Below are 16648 nucleotides of genomic sequence, written 5' to 3' on the forward strand. Positions count from 1 at the left end.
CCGCCCCCCCCCCCCCCGGCCCCCCCCCCGGGGGGGCCCCCCCCCCCCGCCCCCCCCCCCCCCCCCCCCCCGGGGCCCCCCGCTTCTCTCACTGTGGAGCTAAGGAGAATTGAACTCCTGACCTCCTGCATGCCATGCAGGCGCTCTACCAACTGAGCTATAGCCCCTTGCTTTGCCTGCCGCTTCGGTTTCCCTTGCCGGTTCCCCTTGGCGACGTCCCAAACATTACACGGTCATGGCCCTGGTCCAAAAATCGGTTTCCGTGGAGCCCGAGCCATGCCCGATTTGACCCGCATCGACCGCACTTGCTGTGTTATGCCTTGGCGAACTGGTAGAACCGCTTCAGCGTGCAGTGCTCGTCGAGGAGCCGACCGTAGATCGGCTCGCCCTCCAGCTCCCGGTACGTCTCGATCGGGTCGCCTTTTATGATCAGCGCCCGCGCGCATTCCTCGCACCAGTACTGGTAGTCGGAATGGACCGGATCCATGTCCCGCACGATCGGCGTGCCGTTGTCGCACCAGTCGCACCGCCGCCGGTGTGCACCCATCCGTCAGCGACTCCCTCCCGCGTCGGGCCGTCGTGTCCCCCTCCGGCGGTCCGATTCTGCCATGCCGGTACGGGCCGGGTCAGCAAGCGCAAAGGGAACAAACGCAAGGATCCCGCCCCCTGTTGGGGACGGGATCCTTCACTGTGGAGCTAAGGAGAATTGAACTCCTGACCTCCTGCATGCCATGCAGGCGCTCTACCAACTGAGCTATAGCCCCGCTCTCCGCCGCGCTTCCCCCGTTTCCGGTGTTCTTCGCTGCGAACAAGAAGAACTCTAGCCTGTGACCAGCCGGAAAGTGAAATCCGGGTCCGGGCCGCCCCGGGAAGCCCCGGGCAGCCCCGCGGGAGCCGTGACGGAGCCCGCCGGGAGCCCCTGCCGGAGCTCTCAGTCGTCGTCGCCGAGGACCGGCTCGGGCAGCGTTCCGGCGTTGTGCTCCATCAGCCGCCAGCCGCGCGCGCCCTCGCCGAGGACGGACCAGCAGCAGTTGGAGAGCCCGCCGAGGCCCTCCCAGTAGTGCGACTCCAGGCCCAGCAGGCGGCCGATGGTCGTACGGATGGTGCCGCCGTGGCTTACGACGACCAGCGTGCCGCCCTCCGGCAGCCGGTCGGCGTGCCTCAGGACGACCGGAGCGGCGCGGTCGGCGACCTCGGTCTCCAGCTCGCCCCCGCCCCGTCGGACGGGCTCGCCGCGCTTCCACGCCGCGTACTGCTCGCCGTACTTGTCGAGGATCTCCTCGTGGGTGAGCCCCTGCCACTCGCCGGCGTACGTCTCGCGCAGCGCCTGGTCGTGCTCCACCGGCAGCCCCGTGACGGCGGCCAGCTCGGCGGCGGTGGCGGCGGCCCGCCGCAGGTCGGAGGCGACTATGGCGTCCGGCTTCAGGGACGCGAGCAACCGGGCGGCGCGGCGCGCCTGCGCCACACCCGTCTCGGTCAGCTCGATGTCCGTGGAGCCCTGGAAGCGCCGCTCCAGATTCCACGAGGTCTGGCCGTGCCGCCAGAGGACGATCTTCCTACCGGGCCCGCCCGTGTTGGCCGTGCTCAGAACAGATCACCGTCCAGTTCGTCGTCGCCCGCCGCCTCGCGCAGCTTGGCGTGCTCCTCGGCCTTGCCGAGGGTGAGCTTGGCGTCCTCGGGGAGCTCGATCTCGGGGCAGTCCTTCCACAGACGCTCCAGCGCGTAGAAGACGCGCTCCTCGCTGTGCTGGACGTGCACGACGATGTCGACGTAGTCCAGCAGGATCCAGCGGGCGTCGCGGTCGCCCTCGCGGCGCACCGGCTTGGCGCCGAGCTCCTTGAGGAGGCGCTCCTCGATCTCGTCCACGATCGACTTGACCTGGCGGTCGTTGGGCGCGGAGGCGAGCAGGAAGGCATCGGTGATCGACAGCACATCGCTGACGTCGTACGCGATGATGTCGTGCGCGAGCCGGTCGGCCGCGGCCTGGGCGGCGGCGGTGATGAGCTCGATGGAGCGGTCCGTGGCGGTCACTGGCCATGCTTTCGGGTTGGCGGGCAGATCCTTACAAGGGTCTCATGTACCGCCGACACCGCCCGCGCGGAACGTTCCGCGCGGGCGAATCCGCAGGTCGGGGCCGCCTGTCCGGGGCTCAGGAGGCCTTGTAGTCCTTCCCCAGGGTCACCACGACGTCCGCGTTCACGGTGTTCTCCGCCTTCTTCACGGCCGTCTCCGGCAGGCCCAGCGTCTTGGCGACGCCGACGGCCCGCTCGCGCTGCGCGTCGTCCTGGTAGGTGACCTGCGAGGCGGCCGACGGCCGGTCGGCCTTGCCGCCGTCCACGAAGGCGTAGCCGCCGTTCAGCAGGGCCGCCTTCGCGGCGGCCTGCGCCTTGCCGTCCCCGGTGGCGTCCCGCAGGCCCACGCGCGGGGTCGCCCCGGGCTGGGCCGCCGAGGCGGAGCCGCCGAGGAGTTCCTTGACGACCCTCTTGTTGGCGTCGTCCGTGAGGCCGCCGTCCGGCTTCACGCCGAGCACCTCGGTGCGGTAGGCGCCCTCCTTGGCGTACTCGCCGATGCGCGACAGCAGGGCGCCCAGGCTCTGGGCGTCCAGGCCCGGGTCCAGGATCTGTCCCATGCTCTCGACGGTCGTGGCCGCCGCCTTCGGGTCGCCGGGGATCTTGCGCAGCACGGCGTACAGCACCTTCCCGGTGCGCTCCAGCTGCTTGACCTCCGGCTCGCCCTGGGCCCGGTACGTGGCGTACGCGACGGCCATGGCCCCGGTCAGGCTCTGCTTGGGGCCCTGGCCCACGGCGGGGGTCTTGGCCCGGTCGTCGGCGGGGACGGCGGCGTCCGTGTCGACCTCGATGCCCCCGACCAGCTCGACGAGGCGTTCCAGGAAGGGGGTGTCCAGGCGCCAGGTGCCGCCGATGCGGGTGCCGAGGACCGTGTCGAGGGACTCGCGGGTGCCGAGGGCGCCCTCCTCGACCGATGTGCCGAGGGAGCTGCCGGTCCCGTCCTGCTTCGTGACGCCCAAGGTGTTGGGCAGCAGGACGGTGGCGCCCTGCCGGGCGGTGACGTTGTCGACGAGGAGGGCGGTCGAGCTGCCGCCCCGCTTGGTGTTGCGCAGGTGGACGACGATCATGTCGCGCTTCTGCGCCCCGGCGGCGGCCGCGCTGTCCTTCTTCGACGCGGGACCGTCGAGGAACGGCAGTTTGCCCGCGTACCAGAGGTAGCCGGCGCCGCCCACGACGAACAGGGCCAGGACGACGATCAGCGCGACGGTCCGGTTGCGGCCCCGGCGGCGCGCCTCCTCGCGGCGCTCGGTCCGGCTCTCGGTGAAGGCGAGCCAGTCGATGACATCCTCGGAGTCCTCGTCCGGCTGGTCGATGAAGGCGAACTGCCCGGTCTGGTAGCCCGGGTCCCCGTCCGGCCCGGCGGGGGCCTCCCGGCGCGGTTCGGGCACCTGGGCGGCCGCGAGGGCGGGGGCGGGCGGCGCCGGCTCGGGGGCGGCGTTCTGCTGCGGGATCCACTGCTGCTGCGGCGCGTGGTACTGCTGCTGCCCGGCCGCGCCCTGGTCGTACGGCTGCTGGTAGGGGGGCTCGTAGGGCTGCTCGTACGGCTGCGGGTACGGCTGCTCGTACTGCTGCTCGTACTGCTGCTGCGGGGCGGGCCGGGCGGACTGCGCGGGCACCTGCCCGTACACCGGCCTGCCGTACTCGTCGTAGCCGAGGAGCTGCTGCTGCGCGGCGTACGGGTCGTACGGTTCCTGTGGGTCGCTCACCGCGGGGCCCCTCTCTCCGGAAGCTCAGGCTCCCCGGTACAGCTCACGCTTGTCGATGTAGCGCACCACGCCGTCCGGCACCAGGTACCAGACGGGATCGCCCTTGGCGACGCGCGCGCGGCAGTCCGTGGAGGAGATCGCCAGCGCGGGCACCTCGACCAGCGAGACGCCGCCCTCGGGCAGTCCGTCGTCGGTGAGCACGTGGCCGGGGCGGGTCACTCCGATGAAGTGGGCGAGCGAGAACAGCTCGTCGGCGTTGCGCCAGGTCAGGATCTGGGCGAGGGCGTCGGCGCCGGTGATGAAGAAGAGGTCGGCGTCCTCGTTGAGCGCGCTCAGGTCCCGCAGGGTGTCGATCGTGTACGTCGGGCCGCCGCGGTCGATGTCGATGCGGCTCACCGAGAACTGGGGGTTCGAGGCGGTCGCGATGACCGTCATCAGGTAGCGGTCCTCGGCGGGGGACACGGCCCGCTGGGACTTCTGCCACGGCTCGCCGGTCGGCACGAACACCACCTCGTCGAGGTGGAAAAGGGCGGCCACTTCACTGGCGGCCACCAGGTGTCCGTGGTGGACCGGATCGAACGTCCCGCCCATCACGCCCAGCCGGCGCTTGACCGGGCCCGTAGGCACTTCCTGCTCTCCCATGAGCGCAGAGCCTACTGGCCCGGTGGCACGTCCACGGCGGCCGGACCGGAACCGGGAGGAGCTCTAGCGGTCGCGGTTGAGGCGGGTGGTCACCCACAGCATCAGCAGCAGGATGAAGAGGGCGCCGCCACCGGTCAGGTAGGGGCTCAGGCTGTCGTGGTTGCCACCGTGCTGTTCGCCGCCCTCCGCAGCGAGAACGACCAGGTTGTGGGCGGTGGTGGAGAGGCTCATCAGGCAGGTACCTATCGAGTCGGGGAGCGGGCGGAGACTTCGCTCACATCGTATGCGGGGGCCCGGGGCACGCTCGCGCCGACTCAGGCGTTGGAGAGGATAGACGCACGGCAGCAGGGCCGATCAAGGGGGAGGGCGCCATGGCGGACACGGGATTCGAGAAGGTACCGGCACGCAACCGCAGGAGGTTCCCGGGCATTTCCTCCCGGGCGTACGAGCACCCCGCGGACCGCTCGGCGCTGGTCGCGCTGCGCAAGCTGAGCGGTTTCGACACCGTGTTCAAGGCCCTGAGCGGACTGCTCCCGGAGCGCAGCCTGCGGCTGCTGTTCCTGTCGGAATCGGTGCGGGTGGGCGAGACCCAGTTCCCCCACCTGCACGAGATGCTCCGCGACGCCTGCTACATCCTGGACCTGGAGAAGGTCCCCCAGATGTACGTGCAGCAGGACCCGAAGCCCAATGCCATGTGCATCGGGCTGGACGAGCCGATCATCGTCGTGACGACGGGGCTCGTGGAGCTGCTCGACGAGGAGGAGATGCGGGCGGTCGTGGGCCACGAGGTGGGCCACGCGCTGTCCGGGCACGCCGTGTACCGCACGGTCCTGCTGTTCCTGACGGGCCTGGCGCTGAAGGTGGCCTGGATCCCGCTCGGGACGGTGGCGATCTCGGCGATCGTGACCGCGCTGCGCGAGTGGTTCCGAAAGTCCGAGCTCTCGGCGGACCGGGCCGGGCTGCTGGTGGGGCAGGACGTGAACGCCTCGATGCGCGGCCTGATGAAGATCGCCGGCGGCAACCACCTGCACGAGATGAATGTGGACGCCTTCCTGGCCCAGGCCGAGGAGTACGAGGCGAGCGGCGACCTGCGCGACTCCGTCCTGAAGATCCTCAACATGCTGCCCCGGACGCACCCCTTCCCCACCGTCCGGGCGGCCGAGCTGAAGAAGTGGTCCCAGAACCGGGACTACCAGCGGATCATGGACGGCCACTACCCCCGGCGGGGGGAGGACAAGGACACCTCGGTGACCGACTCCTTCCGCCAGTCCGCCTCGCACTACGCGGACTCGGTGCGCGGCAGCAAGGATCCGCTGATGAAACTGGTCGGCGACATCGCGGGCGGCGCGGGCGACCTCGGCGGCAAGCTGCGCGACCGGTTCGCCGGAGCCGCCACCAGGGATTCCGCGGACGGCAAGGACGGCGGGGAGGGCGGCGGGTCCCCTAAGGAGCCGCGGGGCTGACGGAGCTTCCCGCCCCCGGCGTCGCCGGATCCGAGGTGCCCGGACGCGGGGCTGCCACGGTAGGGGCCGGGGCGGCTGCGGTCGGGCTCACCGGCGGCTGGGCCAGTACGCCGCACAGCCCCGCGGTGCGCCTCGGGTGGCCGCTGGCGTACGGGTCGCTCGCGGGCGGGCCGACGGTGGTGGGCCCGGAGCCGGCCGGCAGCGGCCGGAAGCCCTCCGCGGGCTCGGTGGCGCAGTCCTGCGGGCCCGCCATCACGTAGGCCGAGGCCAGCTCCGTGCGGCGGGCCATGAGGTCGTCCCGGCCGAAGCGCATCCGCAGCTCGCGGCGGACGGTGAAGAGCGAGGCCCCGTCCGCGAGGGACGGGGGGCCGGTCGCCGGGCGGACGGCGTACACGAAAGTGTGGTCGCTCGTGATCTCCAGCACCTCCGGGCTGCGCTCCTCGAAGGCGAGGGTGCCGCTGACCCGGACGCGGGAGTCGGCGATGACGGCCGTACCGGGGTCGAAGCGGACCAGCCAGCCGGTGGCGGCGTGCCGGCCGTCGCCCGAGGGCGAGGCCATGCTCTCGTCGAACTGCGCCAGCTGCCCGGGGTCGAGCAGGACCCGCACCTGCCGGGAGGCGTTGCCGGCGAGCACGTCCGGATCGAGCGAGGACTGCACCAGGTAGTCCTTGGCGATCGACAGCGCGGCGACGACCTGGCTCTCGGTGAAGTGGTGCGTACGGCGGACGGCGGGCAGGGTGATCCCGGCGGCCCCCACCCGGTACTCGGCCGCCGGGCTGCTCTCGTAGAGGTCGACGGGCCGCCCCCCGGGCACCACGGAGGCCGGGGCCAGGGGGATGACGGTGCTGCTGAGCGGCTCGGCGTTGCCGCCCTCCGGGGGCACGTAGGGGTTGCGCAGCCCCAGGTAGACGGCGACCGCGAAGGCGGTGGCGATCAGCAGGACCAGCAGCATGCCCTGGCGGGCGCCGCGGCCCGGGGAGCCCTGGCCGTGGCCCCGGCCGTGGCCGGAGGAGCCGCCGGATGACCAGATGGACCGGCTGCGGACGGCCCGGGCGTGCTCCCCCATGCGTTCCTGGGCGGAGAACTCCTGGAGCCGGGCAGCGCGTACGAAGTCCTCGTCGAACACCACCGAGCGGTACTCGTCGGGGCGCAGTTCGTCATCACCCCCGCCGATGTCCTCGGGGGTGCCGCCTGGTGGATCTCCTGGAACGGCCATCGCTTCTCCCCGCTGTCCCCGCTTCAGAGAAGCCCCCGCTCCGGCACCGGCGAGTGGGGTCGTACCTTCAGGGTTGGCGGCCGACGGGGTACGTAAACGCGCCGACCCCGGTGACTTCCCCGAGCGGCGTACTGGCGGGCGCGGGCGCGGGGTCGGCTTCCCCGGCGGCACTGCGGTAGACGGCGCTGAAGGCCAGCGCGACCATGCCGAGCCCCATCACGACGGCGAGCACCCAGGCGACGGGCCGCAGCCAGGGCGAGCGGCCGCGGTAGGGGCGCAGGCGGCCGCCGTAGGCCCCGTACGGGCCCTCGGCGTAGCCGTAGCCGTACTGGCCCGGCTCCCATCCGGGGTCGTCGATGCCGAACCCGTCGGGGTACCCGTGGTCGTCGTCGCCGGCCCAGCCTCCGGCGACGCGGGCGGCCTCGGCCTCGGCCCGCGCCCGGTCGGCGGCGCGCTGGCGCTCGGCCGCGCTCGGTTCATGGATCTCGGCGTTCCGGACGAAGGCCTCGTCGAACACCACGGAGGCGAAGTCCTGATCCGCGCCTCCGCGGTCGTCTGCATCGTCTTCGGGGGTCCCGTCGTCCGGGAACGGCTTGCCCCCCACGTCGTCCGGCACGGGACCAGCGTAGACCTGGGGGGCCGCTTTGGGCAGGGTGTAAGCCGGAATCCGGCCACACCGCGTACGAGCGGTGGTTACCGCACGTGACCGTCGCCGGTGACGATGTACTTGGTGGAGGTGAGCTCCGGAAGGCCCATCGGGCCCCGGGCGTGCAGCTTCTGGGTGGAGATCCCGATCTCGGCGCCGAAGCCGAACTGACCACCGTCGGTGAAGCGGGTGGAGGCGTTCACGGCGACCGTGGTCGAGTCGACCAGCTGGGTGAAGCGGCGGGCGGCGGCCTGCGAGGTGGTGACGATCGCCTCGGTGTGGCCGGAGGTCCAGCGGCGGATGTGCGCGACGGCCTCGTCGAGGGAGTCCACGACGGCGGCGGCGATGTCGTAGGACAGGTACTCGGCGGCCCAGTCCTCGTCGGTGGCGGGCACCGCGGTGGCCTTGGACTCCTCGGCGTACGAGAGCACCTCGGCGTCGCCGTGCACGGTCACCCCGGCGTCCGCGAGGGCGTCCAGCGCGAGCGGGAGGAAGGCGGCGGCGATGTCGCGGTGCACGAGGAGGGTCTCGGCGGAGTTGCAGACGGAGGGGCGCTGCGCCTTGGAGTTGACGAGGATGTTCACCGCCATGCCGAGGTCGGCCTGGGCGTCGACGTAGACGTGGCAGTTCCCGGTACCGGTCTCGATGACCGGGACGGTGGACTCCTCGACGACGGTCTTGATGAGGGAGGCACCGCCGCGCGGGATGAGCACGTCGACGAGGCCGCGGGCGCGCATCAGCTCGCGGACGGAGTCGCGGGACTCGCCGGGGACGAGCTGGATCGCGTCGGCGGGCAGGCCGGCCGACGCGATGGCGTCGCGGAGGATGCCGACGAGGGCGGTGTTGGAGGCGTAGGCGGAGGAACTGCCGCGCAGGAGGACGGCGTTGCCGGACTTCAGGCAGAGGGCGGCGGCGTCGACGGTGACGTTGGGGCGGGCCTCGTAGATGATGCCGACCACGCCGAGCGGCACCCGGATCTGGCGGATGTCGATGCCGTTGGGGAGGGTGTTGCCGCGGACGACCTCGCCGACGGGGTCCGGGAGGGCGGCGACGTCGCGGACGTCGGAGGCGATGGCGGCGATGCGCTCGGGGGTGAGGGTCAGGCGGTCGATGACGGTCTCGCTGGTGCCGACCGCGGCGGCCTTGGCGGTGTCGACGGCGTTGGCCTCGACGATCTCGGCCGTACGGGCCTCCAGCGCGTCCGCGATGGCCAGCAGGGCCGTGTCCTTGGCGGACCGCGGGAGGGGGGCGATGGCCGCGGCGGCGGCCTGGGCGGCCCGCGCGGTGGCGAGGACGGGCGAGGTGGCGGGGGCGGCGGTGGTGGCGTCGAGCGAGGTCATGCCGCCAGGGTAAGCCCCGCCCGGTCGCTCCCCCGAGGCCCTTCCACCCCCCGAGACGCCCCCCGAGACGCCCCGCCCCGGACGTCGCCCCCGCCCGCCGGCGCGGGCCGGACACCCCCTAGTACGGGTGCACGCCCACCGGGTGGGCCGGGGGCGGGCCGTAGCCCTCCGCCACGCGCTGGTGGTAGGTGGCGCGGTCGATGACCTCCAGGCCGACGATCTCCCACGGCGGCAGCTGCGCCGAGGACCGGTGCTCCCCCCACAGCCGCAGCGCGACGGCGGCCGCGTCGTGCAGGTCGCGGGCCTCCTCCCAGTACCGGATCTCCGCGTGGTCGTCGGCGTACCGGCTGGTCAGCAGGAAGGGATGGTCGTGCGCGAGCTGCTCCAGTCCGCGCCTGACCTCGGACAGCGGCGCCGGCTTGCCGGAGACGCTCAGGGTGATGTGCCACAGCCGGGAGGCGTCCCCGTCGTCCGGGCCGTCGCCCCCGCGCCGGTCCCCGTCCCCGTACTGGTCCCCCGTGCCGACGCTGGTCAGCGCTCGTCTCACCAGCCGCCTCCTGTCTGCGCTACGCGTGCCCGCCCCTCACAGTTGACCAGTCCCCGGCCCCCCGCGCGGCGGTTTTGCCGAACCTCAGCCCTGGAGCAACACCAGATCGTCCCGGTGGACGACCTCCCTCTCGTACGCGGGTCCGAGCTCGCGCGCCAGCTCGCGCGTGGAGCGGCCGAGCAGCTGCGGAAGTTCCTTCGCGTCGAAGTTGACGAGCCCGCGGGCGACGGCCCGGCCGTCGGCGGAACGCAGTTCGACGGGGTCGCCCGCGACGAACTCGCCCTCGACCCCGGCGATCCCGGCGGCCAGCAGCGAGCTGCCGCGTTCGGTGACGGCGCGCACGGCGCCGTCGTCGAGCACGAGGTGCCCCTGCGGGGTCGACGCGTGCTGGAGCCACAGCAGCCGGTCGGCGGAGCGGCGCCCGGTGGCGTGGAAGTGGGTGCCGGTCAGCCGGCCGGCGAGGGCGTCGGCGGCCTGGCTGGCGGAGGTGAGGACGACGGGGATCCCGGCGGCCGCGGCGATCCGGGCGGCTTCGACCTTGGTGACCATGCCGCCCGTGCCGACCCCGGCCTTGCCCGCGCTCCCGATGGAGACGTGCGCGATGTCCTCGGGGCCGCGCACCTGGTCGATGCGGCTGGTGCCGGGCAGGGACGGGTCCCCGTCGTAGAGGCCGTCCACGTCGGAGAGGAGGACGAGGAGGTCGGCACGGACCAGGTGGGCGACGAGTGCGGCCAGCCGGTCGTTGTCGCCGAAGCGGATCTCGTCGGTGGCGACGGTGTCGTTCTCGTTGACGACGGGCAGCGCGCCCATGGTCAGCAGCTGGTCCAGGGTCCGGTACGCGTTGCGGTAGTGCGCGCGCCGGCTGGTGTCGTCGGTGGTGAGCAGGACCTGGCCGACGCGGATGCCGTAGCGGGCGAAGGAGGCGGTGTACCGGGCGACGAGGAGGCCCTGCCCGACGCTGGCGGCGGCCTGCTGACGGGCGAGGTCCTTGGGGCGGCGGGCGAGGCCGAGCGGGGACAGGCCGGCGGCGATGGCGCCGGAAGAAACCAGCACGATCTCCTTCTCCCCGCCGCTGCGGGCCTTGGCCAGGACGTCGACCAGCGCGTCCACGCGGTCGGCGTCGAGTCCGCCCGCCGCGGTGGTCAGGGAGGAGGAGCCGACCTTGACCACGATCCTGCGGGCGTCCACGACACCTTGCCTAGCCGTTGACACGTCTTTCCCCTCACCAACCGACCGATCCGTCCGACCGGCTCAATCTACGGGGTCGCGCGCCACGGCCGCCCGCCGGTTTCAGACCGTGGACGAGGGCCGCCGCGCGGCGGCGTCGGGCGCGGGGCCGGTTCCCGTGCCGGGGATGAGGATCTTGCGCGAGAGCAGGAAGGTGAAGGGGATGGCCACGACGGCTGCGACGAGCGGCGCGATGCGGGTGTCCATCCCGGCCCAGGTGACGAGCCCGTAGAGGCCGGCGGACTGGATCACGTAGTTCGTGACGTTGGTCAGCGGGAAGAGCAGGAACTTCTTCCAGGTGGGCCGGGTGCGGTAGGTGAAGTAGGTGTTCATGAAGAACGACCCGATCATCGACAGCACGAAGGCCAGGGTGTACGCGGCGAAGTACGGCATCCAGGGGTGGAGCAGCAGGTAGATGCCGAAGAAGGTGGCGGTGTTGACCCCGCCCACCAGGGCGAAGCGGAAGATCTGCCCGAGCTGCTCGCGGCGGCCGCCGCCGGGGGCGGTGCCGCTGTCGCCGGGGGTGAGGTCGGTCATCGGTGGCTGCGCTCCGCGATCACGGCTTCGGAGGCCTCGGGCATCCGCTCGGCGGTGACGCCGTGCGCCTCCTTGACCAGGAAGTGCGGGCGGCGCTTGGTCTCGTAGTAGATGCGGCCGATGTACTCGCCGATCAGGCCCAGCATGATCATCTGTACGCCGCCGATGCCGGCGATCATCGCGACGAGCGTGACGTAGCCCGGCGAGTCGATGCCGTTGGTGATCGCCATGGCGGTGATCCACAGCGCGTACAGGACGGTCAGGCCGACGAGCGACACGCCGAGCCAGATCCCGATCCGCAGGGGCCGGTTGTTGAAGGAGATCAGCCCGTCCATGCCGTAGTTCAGCAGGGAGCCGAACTTCCACTTCGTCTCGCCGGCCTCGCGCTGGGCGTTCTGGTAGTCGAAGTGGACGGTGTCGAAGCCGATCCAGGAGAAGAGGCCCTTGGAGAAGCGGTTGTACTCGGGAAGGGCGAGCAGGGCGTCGACGGCCGGCCGGGAGAGCAACCGGAAGTCGCCGACCCCGTCGGTGAGCTCGACGTCGACCCAGCGGTTGACCCCGCGGTAGTAGAGGCTGCTGAGGGCCGAGCGGAGCTTCTTGTCGCCCTCGCGGGTCCGGCGGGCGATGACCTGGTCGTGACCCTGCCGGTAGTGCTCCAGCATCGTGGCGATCAGCTCCGGCGGGTGCTGGAGGTCCGCGTCCATGATCACCACGGCGTCACCGGTGGCTTCCTTGAGCCCGGCGAGCATGCCCGCCTCCTTGCCGAAGTTCCGGCTGAAGGAGACGTACCGCGTCTGGTCCCCGTACGCGGCGGCGATCGTTCGGAGTTTGGCGAGGGTTCCGTCACGACTGCCGTCGTCGACGTAGCAGACCTCGTACTCCACGGGCAAGGTGTCAAGGACCCTGCGGATCTCCGCGTCGAAACTATCGATGACGGCTTCTTCGTTGTAACAAGGGACAACTACGGACAGCTTGGTCATGACCACTTCCTGCTGGGTCCGAACGGGTGATTGTCGACGACCGGACCCGCCACTCACCTCTTCCTCAGAAGTATGCACGCCGGGGGTCGGCCTGCCGGAGTCGCGTGCTGTACACGGTAGCTTTGACTGGATAAGCGGAATGGAACAAAGGGATCGAGGTGCACGTGCCTGACGTCTCCGTGGTCGTCATCGTCTACAACGACGCAGAGCGTCTGCCGACAGCCGTCCAGTCGGTTTTGGACCAGACCCTGCGCGGGGTCGAAGTCGTGATCGTGGACGACTGCAGCAAGGACCGGTCCTTCGCGGTCGCCCAGGAGCTCGAAGCGGCGCATCCGGGCCGGGTGCGCGCCTTCCGGCTGCCCGAGAACAGCGGGGGGTGCGGCGCGCCGCGCAACCACGGCATCCAGCAGGCCACCGGCACGTACGTGATGTTCCTGGACAGCGACGACGTGCTGGAACGCAACGCCTGCCGGAACATGCTGGCCGCCGCCGAGCGCACCGGGTCCGACCTGGTCTCGGGCATGTGCGTGCGGGTCCACCTCGACAAGCGCTGGAACAAGACCACCGAGTGGTACCCGTGGATCTACGCGCGCACCCGCACGCTGGAGTCGATCACCGAGTACCCGGACCTGCTGGTCTACGACACCCTGTCCACGAACAAGTGCTACCGGCGCGCGTTCCTCCTGGAACAGGGCCTGAGCTTCCCGGTCGGCATCCACTACGAGGACCTGCTCTTCTCCGCGCAGGCGTACGTCGCCGCGCGGCGCATCACCCTCATCCCGAACCACGTCTACTACTGGAACGTGGTCGAGAAGGCCGCCGCCCTGTCGATCAGCAACCGGCGCCACGAGATCGAGAACTTCGTCCACCGGATGGAGATCCACCGCCGCGTCGACGAGCTGCTGGCCGACAAGGGACACACGGCCATCAAGTCCGCCAAGGACGCCAAGTTCCTCAAGCACGACCTGGTGCTGCACCTGCGCGACCTGCCGCTGCTGGGCGACGCGTACCGCCAGGAATTCGCCCGGCTCGCCAACGGCTACCTGGCCGGCATCGACCCGGCCGCGTACGAGAACGTCACGCACCTCCAGGCGATCTGCGCCTACCTGCTGGGCAAGGAGGACTGGGAGAACCTCCTCCCGGCCGCCGACGCGATGACCAACAAGGGCCGGCTGTGCTCCCCGCTCGCCGAGCGCGACGGCCGCGTCTACTGGTGCGGCCGGCACCTCGACGACGCCGAGGGCCGCCGGATACTGGACGTCACCGACCAGGGCTACCACACGGCGCCGCTGTCCTCCCTGGCCCTGGGCAACCGCCTGACCTCGTACCAGGACGACGGACGCGGCACCGTCACCCTCTCGGGCCGGATCGTGAACCCGCTCGGCCGGATCAAGGCCGAGAGCCCGCTGAAGGCCACCCTGGAGTTCAGGGCCCGGCGTCAGATCGGGGTCCGCTCCTTCAGCTTCCCGGTGACGGAGGTGCGCCACGCGGGTGACACGATCGAGTGGAGCACCACCGCCGACGTGGCCTCCACCGTCCGCCCGCTCGGCATCATCGACGCCGTCTGGGACGTCCGCCTGAAGCTCACCGCGGGCGGCGACCGGATGACCACGCGCGTCTCGGTCGGCGGCGTCGACATGGAGTCGGCGGCCCGGCTGCGGGTGCGCCCGCGCCTGACCCGCCTGGTCTCCGACCGCTTCGAGCCGGAGATGACCAAGAAGGGCAACCTCTCCTACGTCCTGACCGCCGAGGGCCGGGCCGCCGTCCGCACCCAGGCGCTGCTCAACAACGCGATGCACGGCAAGGCCGCCGGAGTCGTCAAGCGCAGCCTGCGCCGGGCCCTGCGGGCCCGCCGCAACATCGGCTCGGGCGAGCAGAAGGTGAAGGTCTACCACGAGGTCTTCTCGAAGCTGCCCGTCAAGAAGGGCACGGTCGTCTTCGAGAGCCACATGGGCAAGCAGTACAGCGACAGCCCCAAGGCGATCTACGAGGAGCTCGTCCGCCAGGGCGCGCCCTTCGAGGCGATCTGGTCCTACGCGGGCGGCAAGCCCGCCGGCTTCCCCAAGGAGGCCACCCTGGTGCGCCGCTGGAGCTGGGCCTACCTGCGGGCGCTGGCCCAGGCCGAGTACTGGGTCGACAACCAGGGCTTCCCGCTGGCGCTGGCCAAGCGCCCCGGGACCACGTACATCCAGACCTGGCACGGTTCGGCGCTCAAGCGGATGGGCTTCCACGAGCCCCGCACCAAGGCGCAGGGCAAGGCCGGCCAGGACCGGTTCCAGGCGGCGGTCAACCGCTTCGACCACTTCCTGATCCGCTCCGAGCACGACGCCCGCACCCTCGCCAAGGGCTTCCGGCTGCGCGACGAGGTGCTGCTGCGCACCGGTTACCCGCGCAACGACGCCCTGGTCGAGGCCCACCGGGCCGAGGCGCAGAGCGGGGAACGGGTGCGCGGGCCGCTCGCCACGGAGCTGGGCATCGACCCGGCGAAGAAGGTGCTGCTGTACGCGCCGACCTTCCGGGCGAACGCGGACGGCACGGTGGAGGGCTTCGAGTTCCCCTTCGACGTGGAGGAGTTCGCGGACCGGCTCGGCGACCGCTTCACGCTGCTGGTGCGCACGCACTACCTCAACAGCGTCTCGCTGCCGCCGTCCGTCGCCGGCCGGGTCCTCGACGTGTCCCGGCACCACGACATCACCCCGCTGCTGGCCCTGGCCGACGGCCTGATCACGGACTACTCCTCCGTGATGTTCGACTACGCGGTGCTGGACCGGCCGATGCTGTTCTTCGCGTACGACTACGAGAAGTACGCGACGGACATCCGCGGCACGTACTTCGACCTGAAGGAGAAGGCGCCCGGTCCGGTGGTGGCCACGGCCGACGAGCTGATGCAGGCCGTCGCCGCCTTCGACGAGGCCGACGCCAAGTACGCCGAGGCCCGCCAGCGCTTCCTCAGCGAGTTCGGCGAGTACGACCGCGGGGACGCCGCCCGCCAGATCGTCGAGAAGTTCTTCACCAGGAGCGGCAAGTGAGCCAGCAGACCGCCACCGAGGGCGGCCGCGACGTCTTCATCGTCTCCAACAGCGTGGACGAGCTCGGCGGCGTGACCACCTGGTCCCACCAGATGGCCCGGCTGCTGAGCGACCGCGGCCACCGCGTGCACATCGTCGGCATCGCGCCCGTCGCCGAGGAGATCCGGCAGAAGCTGCCCGCCGGCCTCCCGTACGGGACGACGACGCTCTACGCGACCCACCCGCCCAAGGCCCGCAGCCTGCACGGCGTCAAGGGCCGCCTCAACGCCCCCGAGCGGCGCCGCCAGGCGGCCCGGCGGGCGCAGATGCGGGCCAAGGCGGAGACGCTGAGCGGGATGTTCCGGGCGGCGCGGCCCGGCGCCGTGGTGATCGTCACCCAGGTCTGGGCGATGGAGTGGGTGGCCCTCTCCGACACCAAGGGGCTCTCCGTCATCGGCATGAGCCACGAGTCCTACGAGGCCAGCCACAAGTCCAGCCGCGCCGAGCGGGTGCGCCGGCACTACGCCGACGTCGACCGGCTGCTGGTGCTCACGCCGGAGGACGCGGACCTGTGGATCCGCTCCGGCATGGAGAACGTCGACAGCATGCCGAACCCGCTGCCCTTCATGCCCGCGGCCCCCGCGCCGCGGAGCGCGAAGGTCGTCGCGAGCATCGGCCGGCTCGCCTTCGAGAAGGGCATGGACCTGCTCCTCGACGCGTGGGCGGACGTCGCCCCGCACCACCCCGACTGGACCCTGCGGATCTACGGGGCGGGCCTGGAGGAGGCCACCCTGCGGGCGCACAGCGCCACGCTCGGGCTGGAGGACTCCGTCGAGTGGATGGGCAGCACCGACGACGTGCTGGGCGCGCTGCGCGGGGCCTCCGTCTTCGCCCAGGCCTCCCGCGCCGAGGGCTTCCCTATCACCCTGCTGGAGGCCATGGCGGCGGGCCTGCCGGTGGCCGCCTTCGACTGCGCCCCGGGCGTACGGGAGATCGTGCGGGACGGCGAGGACGGGCTGCTGGCCCGCCTCGGCAACACCATGGAGCTGGCCGGGCACCTGGACGCCCTGATGTCGGACGCGGCCCGGCGCGACCGGCTCGGCGACGCCGGGTTCGAGAACGTGCGGCGCTACTCCAGCGCGGAGATCACCGACCGGTGGGAGAAGCTGTTCGCGTTCCTGGACCGCTGACCCCGCCCCCCTCGTGACGCGGCCGCCCGCCCCGGACCTGGTCCGGGGCGGGCGGCCGCGTCAGGTCGCCGAGCGGC

At 71.6% G+C, this 16648-nt stretch carries 16 protein-coding genes and 2 tRNA genes; 3 read left to right on the top strand and 15 right to left on the bottom strand.

All coding sequences use genetic code 11. The features are described from left to right. Positions 1 to 94 precede the first annotated feature (94 nt). The 8 genes from ACFYYT_RS08875 to ACFYYT_RS08910 form a co-directional block, all read right to left on the bottom strand. Positions 95 to 167, bottom strand: a tRNA-Ala gene (locus ACFYYT_RS08875). A gap of 146 nt (positions 168 to 313) precedes the next feature. After that, on the bottom strand, positions 314 to 547 hold the full coding sequence (locus ACFYYT_RS08880; protein WP_351816773.1) for a hypothetical protein: 234 nt from the start codon (positions 545 to 547) through the stop codon (positions 314 to 316). A gap of 144 nt (positions 548 to 691) precedes the next feature. Beyond that, positions 692 to 764 (bottom strand) — tRNA-Ala (locus tag ACFYYT_RS08885). 167 nt (positions 765 to 931) lie between these two features. Continuing rightward, positions 932 to 1588, bottom strand: coding sequence for a histidine phosphatase family protein (locus ACFYYT_RS08890; protein WP_351816799.1), 657 nt, complete (start codon positions 1586 to 1588; stop codon positions 932 to 934). After that, a complete protein-coding gene (rsfS, locus tag ACFYYT_RS08895) occupies positions 1585 to 2031 on the bottom strand; it encodes a ribosome silencing factor (protein ID WP_267718558.1) in 447 nt (148 codons plus the stop codon). Before rsfS ends, ACFYYT_RS08890 begins: the two co-directional genes overlap by 4 nt. 118 nt (positions 2032 to 2149) lie before the next feature. Next, positions 2150 to 3775: an LCP family protein gene (locus ACFYYT_RS08900; RefSeq protein ID WP_351816771.1), complete on the bottom strand. Its 1626-nt coding sequence runs from the start codon at positions 3773 to 3775 to the stop codon at positions 2150 to 2152. 24 nt (positions 3776 to 3799) lie between these two features. Beyond that, positions 3800 to 4417, bottom strand: coding sequence for a nicotinate-nucleotide adenylyltransferase (gene nadD, locus ACFYYT_RS08905; RefSeq protein WP_351816768.1), 618 nt, complete (start codon positions 4415 to 4417; stop codon positions 3800 to 3802). A 63-nt stretch (positions 4418 to 4480) separates the two neighbouring features. Next, a complete protein-coding gene (locus ACFYYT_RS08910; protein WP_351816766.1) occupies positions 4481 to 4648 on the bottom strand; it encodes a hypothetical protein in 168 nt (55 codons plus the stop codon). Positions 4649 to 4788: 140 nt separating this feature from the next. On the opposite strand from ACFYYT_RS08910, the gene ACFYYT_RS08915 reads away from it, so the two are divergent. After that, positions 4789 to 5880 carry a M48 family metallopeptidase gene (locus tag ACFYYT_RS08915; RefSeq protein WP_351816765.1) on the top strand — a complete coding sequence of 364 codons (1092 nt, stop codon included), beginning with the start codon at positions 4789 to 4791 and terminating at the stop codon, positions 5878 to 5880. Here the strand turns inward: ACFYYT_RS08915 and ACFYYT_RS08920 are convergent. From ACFYYT_RS08920 to ACFYYT_RS08950, 7 genes are all read right to left on the bottom strand, one after another. Beyond that, complete coding sequence (locus tag ACFYYT_RS08920) at positions 5861 to 7096, bottom strand: hypothetical protein (RefSeq protein ID WP_351816762.1); 1236 nt, start codon at positions 7094 to 7096, stop codon at positions 5861 to 5863. The two genes, ACFYYT_RS08915 and ACFYYT_RS08920, sit on opposite strands and share 20 nt — an antisense overlap. Before the next feature lie 67 nt (positions 7097 to 7163). Next, positions 7164 to 7712 (bottom strand): hypothetical protein, encoded by a 549-nt coding sequence (locus tag ACFYYT_RS08925; RefSeq protein WP_351816759.1) that lies wholly within the window; start codon positions 7710 to 7712, stop codon positions 7164 to 7166. 77 nt (positions 7713 to 7789) lie between these two features. Further along, the gene (locus ACFYYT_RS08930; protein ID WP_351816757.1) at positions 7790 to 9082 is read right to left on the bottom strand and encodes a glutamate-5-semialdehyde dehydrogenase; all 1293 of its coding nucleotides are present in this window, start codon (positions 9080 to 9082) and stop codon (positions 7790 to 7792) included. A gap of 118 nt (positions 9083 to 9200) precedes the next feature. Next, a complete protein-coding gene (locus ACFYYT_RS08935) occupies positions 9201 to 9629 on the bottom strand; it encodes a hypothetical protein (RefSeq protein ID WP_351816754.1) in 429 nt (142 codons plus the stop codon). Positions 9630 to 9713: 84 nt separating this feature from the next. Continuing rightward, positions 9714 to 10841 carry a glutamate 5-kinase gene (gene proB / locus ACFYYT_RS08940; protein WP_351816751.1) on the bottom strand — a complete coding sequence of 376 codons (1128 nt, stop codon included), beginning with the start codon at positions 10839 to 10841 and terminating at the stop codon, positions 9714 to 9716. Positions 10842 to 10919: 78 nt separating this feature from the next. Beyond that, entirely contained in the window at positions 10920 to 11393 is a 474-nt protein-coding gene (locus ACFYYT_RS08945) for a GtrA family protein (protein WP_351816748.1), read from the bottom strand. Then, positions 11390 to 12373 carry a glycosyltransferase family 2 protein gene (locus tag ACFYYT_RS08950; RefSeq protein ID WP_351816745.1) on the bottom strand — a complete coding sequence of 328 codons (984 nt, stop codon included), beginning with the start codon at positions 12371 to 12373 and terminating at the stop codon, positions 11390 to 11392. Before ACFYYT_RS08950 ends, ACFYYT_RS08945 begins: the two co-directional genes overlap by 4 nt. Before the next feature lie 158 nt (positions 12374 to 12531). Between ACFYYT_RS08950 and ACFYYT_RS08955 the strand changes: the two genes are divergently transcribed. Both ACFYYT_RS08955 and ACFYYT_RS08960 read left to right on the top strand, forming a co-directional pair. Next, a complete protein-coding gene (locus ACFYYT_RS08955) occupies positions 12532 to 15402 on the top strand; it encodes a bifunctional glycosyltransferase family 2 protein/CDP-glycerol:glycerophosphate glycerophosphotransferase (RefSeq protein ID WP_351816742.1) in 2871 nt (956 codons plus the stop codon). Beyond that, positions 15399 to 16571 carry a glycosyltransferase gene (locus ACFYYT_RS08960; RefSeq protein WP_351816739.1) on the top strand — a complete coding sequence of 391 codons (1173 nt, stop codon included), beginning with the start codon at positions 15399 to 15401 and terminating at the stop codon, positions 16569 to 16571. Before ACFYYT_RS08955 ends, ACFYYT_RS08960 begins: the two co-directional genes overlap by 4 nt. Positions 16572 to 16648: the final 77 nt, after the last annotated feature.

Origin of the sequence: Streptomyces sp. NPDC002032, from assembly GCF_042890765.1 — a bacterium.
In the GTDB taxonomy this organism is placed as follows: Bacteria; Actinomycetota; Actinomycetes; order Streptomycetales; family Streptomycetaceae; genus Streptomyces.

Excerpts from the sequence above, each read along its gene's own strand:
- ACFYYT_RS08880 (WP_351816773.1), bottom strand. The coding sequence starts at position 547 with ATGGGTGCACACCGGCGGCGGTGCGACTGGTGCGACAACGGCACGCCG.
- nadD (WP_351816768.1), bottom strand. The coding sequence starts at position 4,417 with ATGGGAGAGCAGGAAGTGCCTACGGGCCCGGTCAAGCGCCGGCTGGGC.
- ACFYYT_RS08910 (WP_351816766.1), bottom strand. The coding sequence starts at position 4,648 with ATGAGCCTCTCCACCACCGCCCACAACCTGGTCGTTCTCGCTGCGGAG.
- ACFYYT_RS08915 (WP_351816765.1), top strand. The coding sequence starts at position 4,789 with ATGGCGGACACGGGATTCGAGAAGGTACCGGCACGCAACCGCAGGAGG.
- ACFYYT_RS08920 (WP_351816762.1), bottom strand. The coding sequence starts at position 7,096 with ATGGCCGTTCCAGGAGATCCACCAGGCGGCACCCCCGAGGACATCGGC.
- ACFYYT_RS08930 (WP_351816757.1), bottom strand. The coding sequence starts at position 9,082 with ATGACCTCGCTCGACGCCACCACCGCCGCCCCCGCCACCTCGCCCGTC.
- ACFYYT_RS08945 (WP_351816748.1), bottom strand. The coding sequence starts at position 11,393 with ATGACCGACCTCACCCCCGGCGACAGCGGCACCGCCCCCGGCGGCGGC.
- ACFYYT_RS08950 (WP_351816745.1), bottom strand. The coding sequence starts at position 12,373 with ATGACCAAGCTGTCCGTAGTTGTCCCTTGTTACAACGAAGAAGCCGTC.